General features: G+C 67.9%; 18 protein-coding genes. 5 read left to right on the forward strand and 13 right to left on the reverse strand.

What is annotated here, in order from left to right:
• Positions 1-2: 2 nt before the first annotated feature.
• From AB0E69_RS38725 to leuA, 8 genes are all read right to left on the reverse strand, one after another.
• Positions 3-1,460 carry a bifunctional GNAT family N-acetyltransferase/NUDIX hydrolase gene (locus tag AB0E69_RS38725; RefSeq protein WP_360158560.1) on the reverse strand — a complete coding sequence of 486 codons (1,458 nt, stop codon included), beginning with the start codon at positions 1,458-1,460 and terminating at the stop codon, positions 3-5.
• Between the two features lie 41 nt (positions 1,461-1,501).
• Positions 1,502-3,364: an ABC transporter substrate-binding protein gene (locus tag AB0E69_RS38730; protein WP_360158563.1), complete on the reverse strand. Its 1,863-nt coding sequence runs from the start codon at positions 3,362-3,364 to the stop codon at positions 1,502-1,504.
• A gap of 58 nt (positions 3,365-3,422) precedes the next feature.
• Positions 3,423-3,626, reverse strand: coding sequence for a hypothetical protein (locus AB0E69_RS38735; protein ID WP_360158566.1), 204 nt, complete (start codon positions 3,624-3,626; stop codon positions 3,423-3,425).
• A complete protein-coding gene (locus AB0E69_RS38740; RefSeq protein WP_360158569.1) occupies positions 3,623-4,678 on the reverse strand; it encodes an ABC transporter ATP-binding protein in 1,056 nt (351 codons plus the stop codon). Before AB0E69_RS38740 ends, AB0E69_RS38735 begins: the two co-directional genes overlap by 4 nt.
• Positions 4,675-5,736, reverse strand: a complete 1,062-nt coding sequence (locus AB0E69_RS38745) for an ABC transporter ATP-binding protein (protein WP_360158572.1) — start codon at positions 5,734-5,736, stop codon at positions 4,675-4,677. The genes AB0E69_RS38740 and AB0E69_RS38745 overlap by 4 nt, the downstream gene beginning before the upstream one ends.
• Before the next feature lie 6 nt (positions 5,737-5,742).
• On the reverse strand, positions 5,743-6,639 hold the full coding sequence (locus AB0E69_RS38750; RefSeq protein WP_360158575.1) for an ABC transporter permease: 897 nt from the start codon (positions 6,637-6,639) through the stop codon (positions 5,743-5,745).
• A gap of 4 nt (positions 6,640-6,643) precedes the next feature.
• Entirely contained in the window at positions 6,644-7,741 is a 1,098-nt protein-coding gene (locus AB0E69_RS38755; protein WP_360158578.1) for an ABC transporter permease, read from the reverse strand.
• Positions 7,742-8,024: 283 nt separating this feature from the next.
• The gene (gene leuA, locus AB0E69_RS38760) at positions 8,025-9,698 is read right to left on the reverse strand and encodes a 2-isopropylmalate synthase (protein ID WP_360159048.1); all 1,674 of its coding nucleotides are present in this window, start codon (positions 9,696-9,698) and stop codon (positions 8,025-8,027) included.
• A gap of 289 nt (positions 9,699-9,987) precedes the next feature.
• Here leuA and AB0E69_RS38765 point away from each other — a divergent pair, with 289 nt between their 5' ends.
• The 3 genes from AB0E69_RS38765 to AB0E69_RS38775 are packed head-to-tail and all read left to right on the forward strand — an operon-like array spanning position 9,988 to position 11,835.
• On the forward strand, positions 9,988-10,926 hold the full coding sequence (locus AB0E69_RS38765; RefSeq protein WP_360159066.1) for an EamA family transporter: 939 nt from the start codon (positions 9,988-9,990) through the stop codon (positions 10,924-10,926).
• The gene (locus AB0E69_RS38770) at positions 10,832-11,419 is read left to right on the forward strand and encodes an alpha/beta hydrolase (protein WP_360159051.1); all 588 of its coding nucleotides are present in this window, start codon (positions 10,832-10,834) and stop codon (positions 11,417-11,419) included. Before AB0E69_RS38765 ends, AB0E69_RS38770 begins: the two co-directional genes overlap by 95 nt.
• Entirely contained in the window at positions 11,416-11,835 is a 420-nt protein-coding gene (locus tag AB0E69_RS38775) for a PPOX class F420-dependent oxidoreductase (RefSeq protein WP_360158581.1), read from the forward strand. Before AB0E69_RS38770 ends, AB0E69_RS38775 begins: the two co-directional genes overlap by 4 nt.
• On the opposite strand, the gene AB0E69_RS38780 is transcribed toward AB0E69_RS38775, so the two are convergent.
• Positions 11,822-12,820: an AraC family transcriptional regulator gene (locus tag AB0E69_RS38780; protein ID WP_360158584.1), complete on the reverse strand. Its 999-nt coding sequence runs from the start codon at positions 12,818-12,820 to the stop codon at positions 11,822-11,824. The genes AB0E69_RS38775 and AB0E69_RS38780 overlap by 14 nt on opposite strands.
• Positions 12,821-12,855: 35 nt before the next feature.
• On the opposite strand from AB0E69_RS38780, the gene AB0E69_RS38785 reads away from it, so the two are divergent.
• Together AB0E69_RS38785 and AB0E69_RS38790 are read left to right on the forward strand one after the other, a co-directional pair.
• Positions 12,856-13,788, forward strand: coding sequence for an SDR family NAD(P)-dependent oxidoreductase (locus AB0E69_RS38785; RefSeq protein ID WP_360158587.1), 933 nt, complete (start codon positions 12,856-12,858; stop codon positions 13,786-13,788).
• Positions 13,789-13,829: 41 nt separating this feature from the next.
• On the forward strand, positions 13,830-14,819 hold the full coding sequence (locus AB0E69_RS38790) for a GNAT family N-acetyltransferase (RefSeq protein ID WP_360158590.1): 990 nt from the start codon (positions 13,830-13,832) through the stop codon (positions 14,817-14,819).
• A gap of 76 nt (positions 14,820-14,895) precedes the next feature.
• On the opposite strand, the gene AB0E69_RS38795 is transcribed toward AB0E69_RS38790, so the two are convergent.
• The 4 genes from AB0E69_RS38795 to AB0E69_RS38810 form a co-directional block, all read right to left on the reverse strand.
• Positions 14,896-15,843 carry a hypothetical protein gene (locus AB0E69_RS38795; RefSeq protein ID WP_360158593.1) on the reverse strand — a complete coding sequence of 316 codons (948 nt, stop codon included), beginning with the start codon at positions 15,841-15,843 and terminating at the stop codon, positions 14,896-14,898.
• A gap of 119 nt (positions 15,844-15,962) precedes the next feature.
• The gene (locus AB0E69_RS38800) at positions 15,963-16,631 is read right to left on the reverse strand and encodes a GNAT family N-acetyltransferase (protein WP_360158596.1); all 669 of its coding nucleotides are present in this window, start codon (positions 16,629-16,631) and stop codon (positions 15,963-15,965) included.
• 28 nt (positions 16,632-16,659) lie between these two features.
• Entirely contained in the window at positions 16,660-17,589 is a 930-nt protein-coding gene (era, locus tag AB0E69_RS38805; protein WP_360158599.1) for a GTPase Era, read from the reverse strand.
• A complete protein-coding gene (locus AB0E69_RS38810; protein WP_360158602.1) occupies positions 17,573-17,908 on the reverse strand; it encodes a cytidine deaminase in 336 nt (111 codons plus the stop codon). The genes era and AB0E69_RS38810 overlap by 17 nt, the downstream gene beginning before the upstream one ends.
• Positions 17,909-17,924 lie beyond the last annotated feature (16 nt).

The raw sequence follows: 17,924 nt of genomic DNA on the forward strand, positions 1-17,924 counted from the left end.
CCTCAGAGACCCAATGGCGTCGGGATGCTGGGCGGGCCGGTGCTGATCAGACGCTCGACCAGAGCAGGTAGGTCGCGGGGTGAGAAGCGGCCATCGTGCGCGTGCAGCTCGGCCAAGGTCCACCAGCGGAAGCCGTGGACGTTCTCGGCCTGGAGCTCAGCGGGAGTCAGCAGACCAGCGGGGTCGAAGGGCGCAGTGTGGATGAGGAAATAGTCGTTGATGACGCCGTCGTAGCCGGTGGCGTGGCCGTCGGCAACTACTTCCTGATGCCAGACCTGCACCGGATCCGCGAAGCCCTCCAGGCCGATCTCCTCGAGCAGCTCGCGCCGGAGCCCGTCGACCACCGACTCACCGGCCTCGATACCGCCACCCGGCGTCGCCCAGATCGCACCGGAGCTGAACTCGAAGCGCGCCAGCAAAACCCTGTCATCCGGATCGAGGATGACACCACGAGCCGCCGGGCGGAGCCGGGCGACGCGCAGCTCGAGCTCCTGGTGCTCCTCGATCGCGCGGAAGCCGAAGTGGTTGTTGATCTTGCGCATCGGCGCGTTCGACAAGGCCGTCCACGTGTGCAGGAAGCGTTGGGTGGTGCGGTGAGTGGCCAGCTGCGTGAGGTTGGCCAGTTTCAGGTGCGTGCCCAACGCGTGCCCACGGTGATCCCGCAGGACGAGGGTGTCGTCCTGCTGCGCGTGCTCGGCGTCGGCGCGCGGCAGGTACATCAGCGTGTAGCCGGCCGGTTCGCCGGACAGCGTGTGCGCCATCGTGACCAGCGCCAGGTAGTTGCGGTCGATGCGTTGTTCGCTGGCCTGCAGCTTGTCCACGGTCCACGGGACGAGCTCTCGGGTCATACCGCCGGTCGGTACGTCCTGGTCCATCGCGGTGTGCAGATCGGCGTACGCCTGCTGGTGCTCCGGCGGGCAGATTCCCGCCCACGACGTCAGTCGGTACCCGTCAAGCCGTCCGGCCGAGTCCCGCAGCTCCTCCAGCAGCAGGTCGTCGTACGGCAGCGGTACGACGAGGTGCTCCTCGACGTGCTCGACCGCGAAACCCAGCCGGGCAGCGAAAAGCGCACCCGGCCACGGCTCCGACGGTACGCCGAGCTCAGTCTGGAAGATGGTCCGCCCGAGCTGCGCGGCCCGGGTCATCGCCCACTGCCACAACGCGGTCCCGATCCCCCGCCGCCGGTGCGCCGGCGGTACGTCGATGTCGACCTCGACCGTGTCCAGGTTGTCGGTCAGCCGGTACTCGAACAGCATCGCGCCGAGCACGCGGTCGTCCTCGAAGGCGCCGACCGCGATCCGCTGCTTCAACGGCGACGGATGCCGCAGCGAGTACCCGAGCGTCTCGCGCCCGACCACCAGCGCGGCCTCGCGCCCGGCGACCGAGCCGGCCCGGAACGCGTCGTACCACTCGTCGAACAACGACAGGTCGGCCGGGTCGACCTCGCGTACGAGGATCACCCGGCCGACCCAATCAGACAATCAGGTCAAAAAGCCAGTTGTTAAACCGGCGCGACCTTGCCCTGGTACATGTACATGATCACGAAGTTGTCCGCGTACGGCGCGTTCTTCAGGATCGGGTCGTCGTCCGCCGGGAACTTCGCCACCCGGGTGCCCTCGAGCGCGGGGTTGTTCCCGTAGCGCTCCCAGAGCGGGATGATCGGCAGCAGCTCGTTGAAGGCCAGCGCCGCGGCGGTGACGTTCTTCTTCTGCTCGTCGAGGTTCAGGCCCTGCGCGGACTTGTCCACCACGGACTGCAGGTCGATCGGACCGGCCGAGGTGGTCTGCTTCAGCGGGAAGTTCATCCCCTTGCCGCCCGAGTTCGCCGCCGTCACGTAGTTGAACGTGTACAGGTCCTGGACGAACGAGAAGTACGGGTGCGGGTGCGACGACGCGCCCCAGGACTGGATCGAGATGTCGAACTTCCCGGCCAGTACGTCGGGGCTCAGCTGGGTGAAGGTGATCCCCCGCTTGGTGATGTTGAAGCCGAACTTGTTCAGCTGGTCGGCCGCGTTGGTGGCGGCCGGGTTCCAGTCCGCGAACTCGGTCGGGAACTTGATGTCGTACGCCGCCGGCTTGCCCTGCGGCGTCTGCCACTTGTCGCCGGCCTTCTTCCAGCCGGCCGCCTGGAGCAGCTGCGTCGCCTTGTCCAGGTCCTTCTCGTACGCCTGCAGCTTCTTCTGGTCCGCGTCCGAGATCCAGTCCGGGACGGTGATGTCGGAGAAGCCGGCCATGAACTTGCACGGCTTGCCGGACTCGCCGAGCGCGACCGTACCGTTCTCGTTGCGGTCCAGCACGTACGCGATCGCCTGCCGGACCCGGGCGTCGGCGAACTCCGGGTGGGTGGTGTAGTTGAACACCAGCGCGGGACCGGAGTACACCGGCGGCCGGAGGATCCGGAAGCCGTTGGACTGGAAGGTCTTCTCGCTGGCCACCGCGAAGCCGTGGGTCGCGTAGTCGACGTCCTTGTTCATCACGACCGGCGTGATGTCGGAGGTCTCACCGTTGTACAAGACGACCTTGGTGAAGCCGATCTTGTCGGCGAACAGACCCTTGTCGTTCTTGACCAACGACATCTGCGAGTTGGTCATGCTCTTCACGTCGAAGTTGAACGGGCCGGACACGACCGGGTTCTCCGGACGGAACTTCTGGAAGTCGCCGTTCAGCTGCTTGCCCTCGGCACTGTCCAGGCTGGTCTTGGCCTTGCGCATGGTCTCGGCCTTGGTCGCCCACTCGCCGTAGACCGAGTCCGGCATGATCGGGGCGCGCAGGATGTAGCGCTCCAGCACGGTGGACGGCGTACCGATGGTGAAGGTCACCGTGGTGTCGTCCTTGGCGCTGACGTCGGACAGGAACGTCCAGGACTGCTGGCGCATCAGCCAGTGCAGGTTGAACGTCGACACGACGTCCTTCGCGGTGACCGGCTTGCCGTCGCTCCAGGTCAGACCGGACCGGAGCTTCATCGTGTACGTCTTGGTCGCCTCGTCCAGCGTGCCGGACTCGGCCATCATCCATTCCCACTTCTTGTCCGCCCAGTAGTACAGCGCACCGGTCGGGTAGATGAGATCCAGGTACGGGCTGTCCACCTGGATGCCGTCGGTGACACCCTTCACCAGGTTGAAATGGCCCTTCGGAGGCAGCTGGTACGGGTAGGCGCCGTGGAACTCGCCGCCCTTCTTGCCGTTGCCGCCGCTGTCGTTGCTGTTCGGCTTGCTCGGTGCGCACGCTTCCAGGGACCCGATGCCGGCGACGCCGACACCGGCGATACCGAACAGCTGGAGCACGTGCCGACGGGAAACCGCGTTCGACCGGGCGCTCGCGCTCGGTCCGTTGGTGCCGGGATCGTTGGTGCCGGTGGGACTCATCCTTCGTCCTTTCTGATCTGACCGCACGCCCGTGTGCGGGTCAGCACTACTGGTTCGATTAACTGCCCTCGCGTTTTTCCCGGCGCCGGGTCAGGAGGACTCCGACGACGACCACCAGGCCCAGTAGCAGGCCCAAACACAAGGTGAACAGGGTGACGACGAACTCCGGCGTACCGGGCGTCAGCGTGAGCAGCAGCACTCCGCTCGCCAGCACCAGGAACGTCGCCCAACCGAGCGCTGCCCGGCCGATCTGAGGTGTCAATCCGCACGCACCCCACTGTCAAGAGCGGGTGCGCCGTCGCGCGCCACCACGTGGCACGCGGCGGACTGACCGGGGCGGATCTGGACGAGCTCCGGCACCTTGCCGTCGCACAGCCCGTCCTCGAACAACGGGCAGCGCGGGTGGAAGGAGCACCCGGACGGCAGGTGCGCCAGGCTCGGGATCTCCAGGCTGCGCAGGGTCTCGCGGCCCTTGGTCTTGGTCAGGTCGGGGTCCGGCTCCGGGATCGCGTCGATCAGCGCCCGGGTGTACGGGTGCGTCGGCGCGTTGATGATCTGCGGGGTCGGCCCGAACTCGACGATCCGGCCGAGATACATCACCGCGGTCTTGCCGTGCCAGCCGAAGTACTTCGCGATCGCCAGGTCGTGGGTGATGAACAGGAACCCGACGCCGAGGTCGTCGCGCAGCCGGCCGAGCATCGCCAGCACGCTGATCCGGATCGAGACGTCCAGCATCGACGTCGACTCGTCCGCGATGATCAGCTTCGGGTCCAGGGTCAGCGCCCGGGCCACCGCGACTCGTTGCCGCTGGCCACCGGACAGCTGGTGCGGGAACTTGGACAGGTAGTTCTCCGGCGGGGTCAGGTCGACCTTCGTCAACAGCTCCCGGGCCCGCTCGGCGGCGGCCTTGCCGCCCTTGACCACGCCGTGCTTGAGCAGCGGCGCGGTGATCGTCTGCTGGATCGTCCGCGTCGGGTTCAGCGACGCGTACGGGTCCTGGTGGACGTACTGCACGCTGCGCCGGAAGGCGCCGAAGTCGTTGCGCTTCATCGCGTTGATGTCGTTGCCGCCGAACAGCACCTTGCCGTCCGTCGGCCTGGCCAGCCCGGCCGCCATCCGCGCCGCGGTCGTCTTGCCGGAGCCGCTCTCCCCGACCAGGCAGAGCACTTCGCCGGGGTTGACCGACAGGTTGATGTTGTCGACGGCCTTGATCGGCCCGGCCTTGGTGTCGAACACCTGGCTGACGCCGGCCAGCGTCATCAGCGGCGCCCGGTCGTCGGCCCGGGCCGCCGGAGCCGCTTCGGTCGCGGTCATGACGCCTCCCGGTCGAGGTGGACTTCGTCCAGGTGGATGCAGGCCGCCTCGTGCGCGTCACCCGGCTCGTCGGTGATCGGGATCAGCGGCGGGTCGGCCTCCTTGCACTCCTCGGTGGCGAACTTGCACCGCGGGTTGAACTTGCAGCCCGGCGGCAGGTTCGCGAGGCTCGGCGGCCCGCCCGGGATCGACTCCAGGTCCGGCAGGTCGCCGACGATCGGCGGCACGGCCTTGATCAGGCCGAGCGTGTACGGGTGCCGCGGCCGGTAGAAGAGGTCGCGGACCCCACCCGTCTCGACGATGCGCCCGGCGTACATGGTCGCGACCCGGTCGGCGAGCTCGGCGGCCAGCGACAGGTCGTGGGAGATGAAGATCATCGAGAAGCCGAGCCGCTCACGCACCTCGTGCAGCACGTCGACGACCGAGCGCTGGGTGAGGATGTCGAGCGCGGTGGTCGGCTCGTCCAGGATCAGTACCTCGGGCTCGAGCAGCAGGCTCATCGCGATCAGCACGCGCTGCCGCATACCGCCGGAGAGCTCGTGCGGGTAGCAGTCCATCACCCGCTCGGGCTCGAGCCGGACCAGCCGGAGCAGCTCACCGGCGCGGTCCTCGATCTCCTGCTTGGTGGCCTTGGTGTGCGCGCGCATCGTGTCGTACATGTGCGCGCGGATCTTGAGCACCGGGTTGAACGCGTTCATCGCGCCCTGGAAGACCATCGCCGCGTCCCGCCAGCGGAACTCGCGCAGGTCCCGCCCGTCCAGGCTCAGGATGTCGATCTCGGTCCCGTCGCCGCGGTTGAAGGTCACCTGCCCGCTGGCGTGCCCGAGGCGGGGCAGCAGCCGGAGCAGGCCGAGCCCGAAGGTGGTCTTGCCGCACCCGCTTTCCCCGACCAGGGCGAGGCTCTCGCCCGGGAACAGGTCGAGGTCGACACCGCGGACCGCCTGCACCGTCGTGCCGGCACCGGTCCGGTACTCGACCTTGAAGTCGCGGATCGACAGCAGTGGCTTGCCGTGGCCGCCGCGCATCGCGCGCGGGGCTCCCGAGGTCGTCGCAGTCACCACGCCTCACCGGTCCCGGAGGCGCGGGTTGAGGATCTCTTCGAGCGATCTCGTCATCATCACCAGTCCGAGCAGCAGCAGGATGATCGCGACCACCGGGCTGAGGATCCAGGCCAGGCTCGCGTCGTTGAAGATGGCGCCGGCGATCCAGGCGCGGTTGAGCATGATGCCCCAGTTCGACCCGGTGAGCGGCGCGAGACCGAGCAGGTAGAGGCCGACCAGCTGGTAGATCGCGTTCGTCACGCCGATCATGAAGTTCATCAGGATGAAGCTGGCCATGTTCGGCAGGATCTCGACGAACACCACCCGCGGCGTGCCGAGGTCGAGCAGCCGCGCGGCCTCGACGAACTCGCGTTCCTTCAGCGAGAACACCTGGGCGCGGACGGCCCGGGTGAGCACCGGCCAGGACAGGCCGCCGACCAGCAGCGCGAGCAGGATCGGCGAGTCCAGCTTGAAGAACGCGCCCATGACGGCGAGCAGCACGATCTGCGGGACGGTCAGGAAGACGTCGGCCAGCGTGACCACGACCGAGTCGACCCAGCCACCGAGGTACGCCGCGAGCGAGCCGAGCACGATCGCCAGCGCGGTCGAGATCGCCGCGGCCACGAAGCCGACGAAGATCACCGTCCGGCCGCCGCCGATCATCTGGATCAGGACGTCCTTGCCCTCGTTGTCGGTGCCGAGCAGGTGCCCGGACGTCCCGGCCGGGAGCAGGATCTCCTTGACGTTCGGCGCCACGTCGGGGAGGAAGAACGGCACGATCGCGGTGATCAGCACCATCAGGCCGACGATCACGAAGCCGACGAAGCCGACCGGGCTGCGGCGCAGCGAGCGCAGGATGCCGGCGAACCGGGAGACGCCGGTGGTGCCGATCGAGGTGACGGGAATAGTTGCTTCGGTCATCGTGTCACCCCTTGCCCGCGCCCTGGACCCGGATCCGCGGATCCAGCCGGCTGTAGAGGATGTCGGCGAGCAGGTTCGCCACCACCACCGAGATCGTGACCACCAGGAAGATCCCTTGCAGGACGGCGTAGTCGCGGCCGTTGACCGCGTTGAAGAGGCTGAACCCGATGCCCTGGTAGCCGAAGATCTTCTCCACGAAGATCGACCCGCCGACCACGAACCCGAGCGAGACCGCGAGCTGGCTGAACAGCGGCAGCACGGCGTTCCGCCCGACGTACCCGGTGCGGATCCGCGAGTCGGACAGGCCACGGGCCCGGGCCACCGTCACGTAGTCCTCGCCGAGCGTCTCCACCGTGGACGACTTCATCACCAGGGCCCAGGAGCCGACCGTGGTCAGCGTGTAGGCGAGGATCGGCAGCGTCGCGTGGTACAGGATGTCGTTCAGGAAGCTGAAGCTGAACGAGGGGGTCACCCCGGGCGTGTACGAGCCGCGGGCCTCGGTCAGGTTGAAGACCTGCAGTTTCACGCCGAGGAAGACCACGATCAGGATCGCCAGGATGTAGTTCGGGATCGCGTGCAGCAGCGAGCCGATCGACGTCAGCAGATGGTCGATCCAGGACTCGCGGCGATAGGCCATGATCATGCCGGCCGCGATCCCGATCACGAAGCTGATCACGGTCGCGACGCCGACCGAGAACAGCGTCCACGGCAGGTACGTCTTGATCACCTGCGCGACCGTCGTACCGGGCGAGAGCAGCGAGTTGCCGAAGTCGCCCTGCACCAGGTTGCCCATGTAGGTGACGTACTGCTGGATCACCGGCTCGTTCGGGTCCAGCGAGAACAAGCTCTTGGCCTGCGCCGCGGCGTCGGCGTACGAGATACCGGTCTGCGCGATCTGAGTCTGGATGTACGTGTCGACCGGGTTACCGGGCAGCAGCCGGACCAGGAAGAACGTCCCGGTGGTGACGATGAAGACTGTCAGCACCGCCTTGGCCAGCCGTCGCACCAGCCACGCGTTGACAAAGCGTCGCGCAGCCGAGGGTCTCGGTTCTTCGGCCGGTCCTTCGATCAGCTGGGGGGCTGTGTCGACGGCACCGCTCACTGCTCACCTCCACGCGACTACCAGGGAAAGTCGGTGGCGCAGACTCTCAAGAGAACGAATTAGTAACGCTGTCTTGCAAGGATCTGCGCATAGTGACGACAGTGTGCGCAACCCCAGTCATCGAGTCAACGTCTGAAAGCAACGTTGAGACAACGTTGCGATCCGTGACGCCACGGTATCGGGGTGTAGAGGAATCGCCCGCCTCCGACACGGAGACGGGCGATCTTCGGGCCTGGAACCAGTGTTTGTCCAGCGATTCCGTAAAGTGATTGCGAAAAGTTTTTCAGCGGCTCGCGCGGTTCACTGCGGACACCACTGCCTTCAGCGAGGCGGTGAGGATGTTGGCGTCCCGGCCGACTCCCCAGTAGACCTCGTCGCCGACCTCGCACTCGACGTACGCGGCCGCCAGCGCGTCACCACCGGCGCTGAGCGCGTGCTCGTGGTAGTCCAGTACCCGCACGTCGTACTTCAGCGGCTGGAGCGCGTCCACGAACGCCGAGACCGGGCCGTTGCCCTCGCCAACCAGTTCGTGCGGGACGCCGTCGGCGTACACCTGCACCCGGAGCTGGTCGCCGCGGCCCTCCTCGGACGTCGAGTTGACGCTCAGCAGCGACAGCCGACCCGGCGCCAGGTACTCGGCCGCGAAGATGTCCCACATCTGCTGCGGGCCGACCTCGCCGCCCTCGGAGTCGGTGTGCTGCTGGATCACCCGGCTGAACTCGATCTGCAGCCGGCGCGGCAGGTCGAGCCGGTGCTCGGACTTCATGATGTACGCGACGCCGCCCTTGCCGGACTGCGAGTTGACCCGGATCACCGCTTCGTAGCTGCGCCCGACGTCCTTCGGGTCGATCGGCAGGTACGGCGCCTCCCACGGCATCTCCGCGACCGGACGGCCTTCGGCGGCGGCCTGCTTGTCCAGCGCCTCCAGGCCCTTCTTGATCGCGTCCTGGTGCGACCCGGAGAAAGCGGTGTAGACCAGGTCACCGGCGTACGGCTGGCGCTCCGGGACGCGCATCTGCGTGCAGTACTCGACCGTGCGGCGGATCTCGTCGATGTCGGAGAAGTCGATCTGGGGGTCGATGCCCTGGCTGAACAGGTTCATCCCCAGCGTCACCAGGTCGACGTTGCCGGTCCGTTCGCCGTGGCCGAACAGGCAGCCCTCGACCCGGTCGGCGCCGGCCATCAGCGCCAACTCGGTCGCGGCCACCGCCGTACCCCGGTCGTTGTGCGGGTGCAGGCTGATCGCGCTGTGCGCGCGGCGGGTCAGGTGGCGGCCGAACCACTCGATCTGGTCGGCGTACACGTTCGGGGTGGACATCTCGACCGTGGCCGGCAGGTTCAGGATGATCTCGCGGCCGGCCTCCGGCTGCCAGACGTCGCTGACCGCCTCACAGACCTCGAGCGCGAACTCCAGCTCGGTGCCGGTGAAGATCTCCGGGCTGTACTGGTACCCGAACTCGCAGTCGCCGAGCATCTCGTCGGCGTACTTCATGACAGTCTCAGTACCCCGTACCGCGATGGTGCGGCACTCGGCCTTGTCGACGTTGAAGACGACCCGGCGGAACAGCGGCGCGGTCGCGTTGTAGAGGTGGATGGTGGCCTTGGGCGAGCCCTGCAGCGACTGCACGGTCCGCTCGATCAGCTCCTCGCGGGCCTGGGTCAGGACCGAGATCGTGACGTCGTCGGGGATGGCGTCCTCCTCGATCAGGCTGCGGACGAAGTCGAAGTCGTACTGGCTCGCGCTCGGGAAGCCGACCTCGATCTCCTTGTAGCCCATCCCGACCAGCAGCTCGAACATCCGCCGCTTGCGGGCCGGGGACATCGGCTCGACCAGCGCCTGGTTGCCGTCGCGGAGGTCGGTGGACAGCCAGCGCGGGGTGCGGTCGACGGACTTGGCCGGCCAGGTCCGGTCGGGCAGGTCGATCGGCGGGAACGCGCGGTACCGGTGGATCGGCATACCGGACGGCTGCTGGACGGGCTGAGGCTGGTTCTTGGGTGCCACGGGTGTCTCCTCGGGAGGTGCACTGCTCAAGGTCGGTGACGACCGGCAAGTACGACGAAACTCCGCGGCGAGGAAACCGGCCTTGTCAGGCCTCGCCGCGGCAGCGAAGGAGGAGAACCAGGTGCCGCATGATGCCACGGAGTCTATGCACAGGCCGGGGGCGGCGTCGAACCGGGGTCTTGAGCACCGAGACACGGAGAGTTAGCTAGACAGTGTCTACTCTGCTCCTGTAGACACTGTCTACGTGATCGCTCTCGGACTGTTGACCGCCTCCGCCGGCTGCCATGCCGCCTGGAACCTGTTGCTGAAGCGGTCCGGGCTGGGTGGTCCAGCGTTCGTGTGGTTGTGCGGGGTGCTGACCCTGCCGGTCGCGCTGGTGCTGCTCTGCCGGGCCGGGGCCTCCTGGTGGGCCGCGGTGGTGAGCATGGCGCTGCACACGACGTACGCCGTGGTGCTGCAGAGGGCGTACGGCGTTGCGGAGTTCTCGGCGGTGTATCCGGTCAGCCGGGGTACGGCGCCGGTGCTCGTGACGGCTGTGGTGGCGCCGCTGGAGCCCCTGGTGGTTGCTGGTGCCGTGCTGACCTTCGTGGGTGTGCTGGCGATGGACCGGATGTCTGCACGCTCGGTGCGACGGGGTGTCGGCCCAGGACTGGTGGTGGGGGCTTGTAGCGCGGCCTACACGGTGTGGGACGGGTTTGCGGTGACCTCGTTGCGGGTTGATCTGCTCGGGTATCTGGCGGTCGCGAACGTAGCGCAGGTGGTCGTGCTGGGGCCGCTCGCTTGGCGGCGGCGTGAGGTGGTGCGGGAGTGGCGGCGGGCATTGCCGATCGCGGCGCTGATGCCTGCTGCCTACGGGCTGGTGCTGCTGGCGTTGACGGTGACGTCGGTGGAGGTGGTGGCGGTTGGGCGGACGCTCAAACGTCGTCGTCGGCGCGTTGGTGGGTGCGGTGGTCCTGCGGGAGCGCCCGCGGGTGGTCGGGCTGGTCGCGATCGTGGCCGGCGTCTTGCTGGTGGGATTGGAGAGCTGAATGAAAGACCTGGTGTGTCTGCACGCGGGGACGAGCGGCCCGGCGACGTGGGACCGCTTCATACCGTCGTTCGAGTCCGCGGGCTACCGAGTCCACACACCCACCCTGCTGGGCCACGGTGCAGCCCCGCGCCGCCACCGGTACCAACTGAATGACTTCCGCGACCACCTGCTCGGCCAACTCGACGACCTGCAGGGCATCACAGTCCTGGGCAACTCACTGGGTGCTTTCGTGGCCAGTACGATCGCCGTCGCCCAGCCGGACCGCGTCGAACGCCTAGTACTGGAAGAGCTGCCGGTGCCACCTCGGGACACCACCGACAGTCCGCCTACGGTCAGAGCAATGCCTGGCGCCGCACTGGCTGTTGCTGGGTGGCTGGGTCGAAAGAAGTGCGACCCGCGGTTGCTGAGGGATGTGGTTGGTGAGCTGCGGCAACCGCGACCGGACTGGTGGGAGGGATTGGCCGCGGTGAAGGCGCCGACTCTCTTACTCGCGGGCGGTTCAAAGAGCCACCTGGACCAGTCACGGTTCGAGCTGGTGGCCGACGTACTGCCGAACGCAACACTGCAAACCATCGACGCCGGCCACCGCGTCCACACCTACGCACCCGAGCCGTGGTTGCGCGCAGTCCTAACCTTCCTTCTATGACTGATTCAATCTTGGACCGGATCGGCAGCCACGGGCTGGGCGTTCTGGTCACGATCAAGCGTGACGGGCGGCCCCAGCTGTCCAACGTCACCTATGTGTTCGACGGCACCAAGCTCCGCGTCTCGCTCACCGACGGCCGCGCCAAAACCAAGAACCTCCGCCGCGACCCGCGCGCCAGCCTGTACGTCGACGGCCCGCGCGGCCGCTCGTACGTCGTCCTCGAGGGCAGGGCCGAGCTCAGCCCCGTCGCCGCCGATCCCCACGACGACGTGGTCGAGGACCTCGTCGACTACTACCGAACCGCCGCCGGCGAGCACCCGGACTGGGACGAGTACCGCGCGGTGATGGTGCAGGACCGCCGGCTGATGTTCTCCATGACCGTCGACCACGCCTACGGCATGCCTAGGCCGAGTTGAGCGTCGGATCGGCGGTTGGAGAGGCAGTTGTGCGGGCGGTTTCGCGATAGTGGCGGGGGGCTTGGCCGTTGACGCGTTTGAAGGCGTTGCTGAAGGCGCTGTCCGACGTGTAGCCGAGGGAGTGGGCGATGGCGGAGAGCGGTTGGCCGCTGTCGCGTAAGGCCTGTTCGGCGAGGCGCATGCGCCAGTTGAGGAGGTAGGTGAGGGGCGGTACACCGGCCACGGCGCGGAAGCGCTCGGCGAAGGTGGTGCGGGACATGGACGTGGCGCGAGCCAGGTCCTCGAGCCGCCAGGAACGACCGGGGTCCGCGTGCATGAGGCGCAGGGCCGGGGCGATGCGGTCGTCGGCGATGGCGCGCAGCCAGCCGACCGGGAGCGCCTCGGCCTCGACCACGCAGGCCCGGAGCGCCTCGACGAACAGCAGGTGGGCGACGTCGTTCGCGGCCAGGGTCGCGCCGACCTCCGAGGTCGATGCCTCGCGCAACAATCGATTCAGGAGCCAGCGGAGCGACTCGGCGCGGTCGTCGGTCGCGCGCAGGTGAATCGCCGGCGGCAGCGCCCGCATCAGCAACTCCTCGCCGGTCCGGTTCAGCGCCACGTGACCGCCGACTCCGACCACCTTCGGCCCGACGCCGGTACCGAAGTACGCAATCGGCCCGTCGGTCGCGCCGAACGCTTCGACCGCGTCCTGCATCGGCACCTGGTCCGAGTTCCCCTTCACGAACTCGTGCCGCCCGTCGAACAGCACCACGTCCCCCGGCTCCAGCTCGAGCCGCAACCCCAGGTGATCGAACTCGATCCAGCACGTCCCCTCGACCACCGCGGTGAACTTGAGCCGCTGCGAGGCGGGGTACCGCAGCCGCCACTCCCCGACCGCCTCGAACCCGCGCGACACCTGGCAGTGCGCCTCGGTCAGGGCGAGCGTATCGGTCAGCGGATCGGCCATTCCCGTACTATCGCGCAAGTATTCGGCACGCTCAAGCATTCTTCGTCCGGATCCTGCCTTCTAGGCTCGAAAGCATGCAAACACCACTGGGTTCTGGATTCAGCGCCGCTTCGACCGTCGGCGACGTACTCGAGGGCGTCGACCTGCGCGGGAAGGTCGCGCTCGTCACCGGTGGGTACTCCGGTCTCGGCAAGGTGACCGTCGACGCGCTGCGGTCGGCCGGTGCCGATGTGCACGCGATCGGCCGGGACGTTGTCGACCTGATGGACCCGGGCGGCATCGACGCGTTCGTGGAGCCCTTCCTCGGCACCGGTCAGCCGCTGCACGTCCTCGTCAACAGCGCCGGGATCATGGCCAACCCGCTGACGCGCGACGCGCGCGGCTTCGAGTCGCAGTTCGTCACCAACCACCTCGGTCACTTCCAGCTCACCACCCGACTGCTACCGGCGCTGCGCCGAGCCGAAGGTGCCCGGGTCGTCTCGCTGTCGTCCCGTGGTCACCGGTACAGCCCTGTGCACTTCGAGGACTGGAACTTCGAGCACCGCGAGTACGAGCCCTATCTGGGCTACGGCCAGTCCAAGACCGCGGACGCCCTCTTCGCCGTCGAGCTCGACGCCCGCGAGCAGGCCAACGGCATCCGGGCGTTCGCCGTACACCCGGGCAGCATCATCACCAACCTGACCCGCTACGCCGATCCCGCGACCCTCCAGCAGGGCGGCTTCCTGGACGAGAACGGCGCGCCGGTCATCGACCCGGCCCGCGGGCTGAAGACGCCGGAGCAGGGCGCCGCCACGCAGGTGTGGTGCGCCACCAGTCCGCAGCTCGACGGTCTCGGCGGTGTGTACTGCGAGGACGTCGACATCGCCGTGATCCATATCGACGAGAAGCCGGACGCCGGCGTACTGGCGATCACCGCGGGCGCGTTCGGCGTCCTCCCCTCTGCGATCGACCGCGACAACGCGCGGCGGCTGTGGACGCTCAGCGAGGAACTTCTCGCCCGGGGATAAATGGCTCGCGGTAAACGGGGACCGGGGGCAAAGCTGAACGGGTGGACATCACGAGACTGTCACCCGACGACGAAGCCGGGTGCGCGGACGCTGCTGCTGTTGAGGCCGCTGCGTTGAAGCTGGACTGCCCGGAGATGGTGCCGCAGACCCCACGAGGGATCGCGAACGGGCTCCGGTACGGCTGGGACATGCATCCGCCCGAGGGCTACCTGGTCCGCGACGCCGACGGTACGGCGACCGGGCTGCTGCGGCTGGAGGTCCCGACGTACGACAACACGAACCACACCTGGATCGACCTCATGGTGCATCCCGACCATCGCGGCCGGGGCGTCGGGTCGGCGCTGATCGAGTTCAGCGAGCAGCGGACCCGCGAGCTCGGCCGGGCGATCGTCGGGTACGGCGAGCTCGACCTGCCGAAGGCGGACGCGTTCGCGCGCCGGCACGGATTCGAGGCCAAGTCCGTCGAGGTGAACCGGATGCAGGACCTGACCGGCCTCGACTACTCGGTCGTCCAGGACCTGTACGACGCCTCGCTCGCCGCGGCGACCGGGTACGAACTGGTGCGGATCACCGGCACTCTGCCGGACGAGCTGCTCGACGACATGGTCACGCTGACCGAATCGATCAACGACGCGCCCAAGGACGACCTCGACATGGAGGACGACGTCTACAGCCCGGAGCGACTGCGGGCGTACGAGCAGGCGCAGCTCCGCAGCGACCGGTCCATCTACCGGGTGATCGCGCGGGAGAAGGCGACCGGTGCGCTGGCCGGGCACACGACCGTCACCGTGGAGCACGAGCGGCCGCACATCGGCGAGCAGAACGACACAGCCGTCTCCCGGGCGCACCGAGGTCATCGGCTCGGCGCCCTGGTCAAGACGGCGATGCTGCTGTGGCTGCGGGAGGCGGAGCCGGCGCTGGCCCGGATCGACACCTGGAACGCCGAGTCCAACAGCCACATGATCGGCATCAACGAGCAGCTCAACTACCGGGTCGTCGCCCGGGCGATCGACTACCAGAAGACGCTGTAGAACTAGCTGTAGAACAAACCGGGGCGCCGCGAGTCCGCGGCGCCCCGGTTCCTTACTGCTTCAGAACTGCGTCAGATCACTCGCCGACGAGCTGCGCGTAGTGGTCCGTGATCGAGAACGCGGTCGTGCCCGGGAACACGGTCGCGATCTTGCCGTAGTTCGTGATCGCGGTCGTCGAACCGGTGAACTTGCTCATCGCGTACTGCGTGCCGGAGTCGGTGTCGTTGTCGACGCCGGTCACCAGCGAACCGCCGCGGGTGCCGCAGCCGTAGGCGATCAGCGACTCGTACGCACCGAAGCCCGAGCTCCGCACCAGCTTGAGGGCCGGCTTGGTGGACGCGGCGGTCGGGATCCGGACGGTCCAGAGCGCGCCGGCGTTCGTGGTCATCAGGAGCGTGTCGTACGACGCGTTCTCCGCGACGACGGTCATCGCCTTGAAGCTCTTGAAGCCCGGGAAGTAGCCGAGCGACCGGAACACACCGGCGGTCTGCGAGTAGCGGTACAGGTTGCCGTTGGTGTTCAGGCCGTACAGGTACGAGTGAGCCGGCTTCGCGACGCTGTAGTTCGACGTGGCGATCGTCTTGAAGCTGGTCCAGCCGGAACCGACCTTCTTGTACGTCGGCCGCTCGCCGCTGTCGGTCAGGTAGGTCACGTGCCGGTACAGGCTGCCGCCCTGCAGGAACAGGCCGTACAGGTACAGCTGCGAGCCCGACGCGTTCTCCGCGGCGTACCAGCTGGCGCTGGACCGGATACCGACAAAGCCGAACTCACCCAGCTCGTCCACCGTCCGGGGAGCGGTGACGACAGTCGAGTTGATCCCCGGCGTCGGGGTGTTGAACCCGACCCAGGTGTCGCACGCGGCCGCGGCGGCCTTGGTGTGCGGCGCGGCGGAGGTCCGGGCCTTGGCGGTCTTCGTGTAGGACGACGGGTCGCCCTGACCGGCGGCAGAAGCCGGGATGGAGGCGACGGTGGCGGCAACCATGCCGATACCGGCCGCAGCAAGCGCGAGGCGCTGCATCTTCATACTGAGAGTCCCCCTCTAGGACTTGAGGCGATCTCGAACAGGCTCGAGACCAGGCGCGAGCATAACGTGCGAGGGGGACAACCTGTCCGGTTTTTGCGTCTTGCTGCAAACGTTCCACGCTAGACCACCTCGGCGACTGTGACCTTCATCTCGTTCGTCAGCGTGAAGCCCAGGTGTTCGTACAGGCGGATTGCGTTGGTGTTGGCTGCGGCGGTGTGCAGGAACGGGGTCTTCCCGACCGCTTCGATGCGCGCCGCGAGGGCCCGGATCAGGCGCGAGCCAAGGCGCTGACCCTGGTACGACGGATGCGTGCAGACCCCGCTGATCTCGGTGTGGTCCGGCAGGTCGTACCGGGTCCCGGCCATCGCGATCAGGTCCCCGCCTCGGCGGATGCCGAGGAACGTGCCGAGCTCGATCGTCCGCGACCGGAACGGCCCCGGATCGGTGAGCGCCACCAGCGCGAGCATCTCCGGTACGTCGCCCACCCCGAGCACGACCGCCTCCTCGTCTGCCACGCCAAGGCCGGCGGGCGCGACGAACTGGACCAGGTCGATCAGCAGCTCCAGCTTGAACCGCTCCGGGAGCGCGACCTCCGGCCGCATCAGCGCCGTGGTGCTGCCGGAGCCGACCAGCTCGGCCGCGTCGTCCCAGTCCTGCGCGGTCGGTTCGTCCGGCAGACCGAGGAACGGCGCCATCGCGTTGGGATACCGGCGCGCAGCACCGCGCACCTCGGCGAACCGCGCGTGCCCGCCGGTCAGCGCCGCGTAGACAGGATTGTTCGTCAGCACTGCGAGTCCCCCCGGAAAGGTTCTGTGGTCAGAACCCCAGTTTGCGCAGATGCTTGGCATCTGTCTGCCAGTTTTTGGCGATCTTCACGTGCAGGTCGAGGTAGACCGGCGTCCCCAGCAGGGCCTCGATCTGGCGCCGGGCGGCCGCGCCGACCTCGCGCAGGCGGCTGCCCTTGTGGCCGATCACGATGCCCTTCTGGCTCTCCCGCTCGAGGAAGATGTTCGCGTAGATGTCCAGCAGCGGCTTGTCCTCGGGCCGGTCCTCGCGCAGGTTCATCTCGTCGATGGTGACCGCGATTGAGTGCGGCAGCTCGTCCCGGACACCCTCCAGCGCGGCCTCGCGGATCAGCTCCGCGACCAGCGTCTCCTCGGGCTCGTCGGTGATGTCGCCGTCCGGGTAGAGCGGGAAGCCCTCGGGCAGCAGCTTCACCAGCTCGTCCGCGACCAGATCGACCTGGTAGCCGGAGGTCGCCGAGACCGGGACGATCGCGGCCCACTCGATGCCGGCCGCCTCGCCCAGTTCCTGAATCTCCGCGAGGTGCTGGACCATCCGATCCGGCCCGACCAGGTCGGCCTTGGTGGCGAGCGCGACCTTCGGGGTCTTCGCGACCTTCGCCGCCTCGCCGACCAGGAACCGGTCACCGGGGCCGATCTTGTCGCTGGCGGGCAGGCAGACCGCGATCACGTCCACCTCGGCCCAAGTGGTCCTGACCACGTCGTTCAGCCGCTCGCCGAGCAGCGTCCGCGGCTTGTGCAGCCCGGGCGTGTCCACCAGGATCAGCTGCGCGTCCGGCCGGTGCACGATCCCGCGGACCGCGTGCCGGGTGGTCTGCGGCTTCGACGAGGTGATCACGATCTTCTTCCCCACCAGCGCGTTGGTGAGGGTGGACTTGCCGGCGTTCGGCCGCCCGACGAAACAGGCGAAACCCGCCTTGAAGTTCTCAGGTGTGGACGACATTGCGAACCTCTCCGGTGCCATGGGCATGGACGACAGGAATGTTGGCGCCGGCGAAGTGGCGAACGACCTCGATGTCGACGGATGCGGCGTCGGTGACGACCGCGGCGGCTTCCAGACCCTTCACACCCGACGAGAGCGCCATCGCGACCGCCAGCTGCAGCGCGGTCAGCTCGAGGGTGTCGAGCGCGACCGTGCAGGCGGCGTACGTCCGCCCGTCGGAGTCGCGGACCGCGGCTCCTTCAGCGGCCCGGGTCCGGGCCCGGGCAGCGCGGGCGAGCGTCACGAGTTTGGCGTCCTCCGCCGAGAGGTCTGACAACAAAACTCCAAAGGAAGGA

It is taken from the genome of Kribbella sp. NPDC026611 (genome assembly GCF_040638345.1).
In the GTDB taxonomy this organism is placed as follows: Bacteria; Actinomycetota; Actinomycetes; order Propionibacteriales; family Kribbellaceae; genus Kribbella.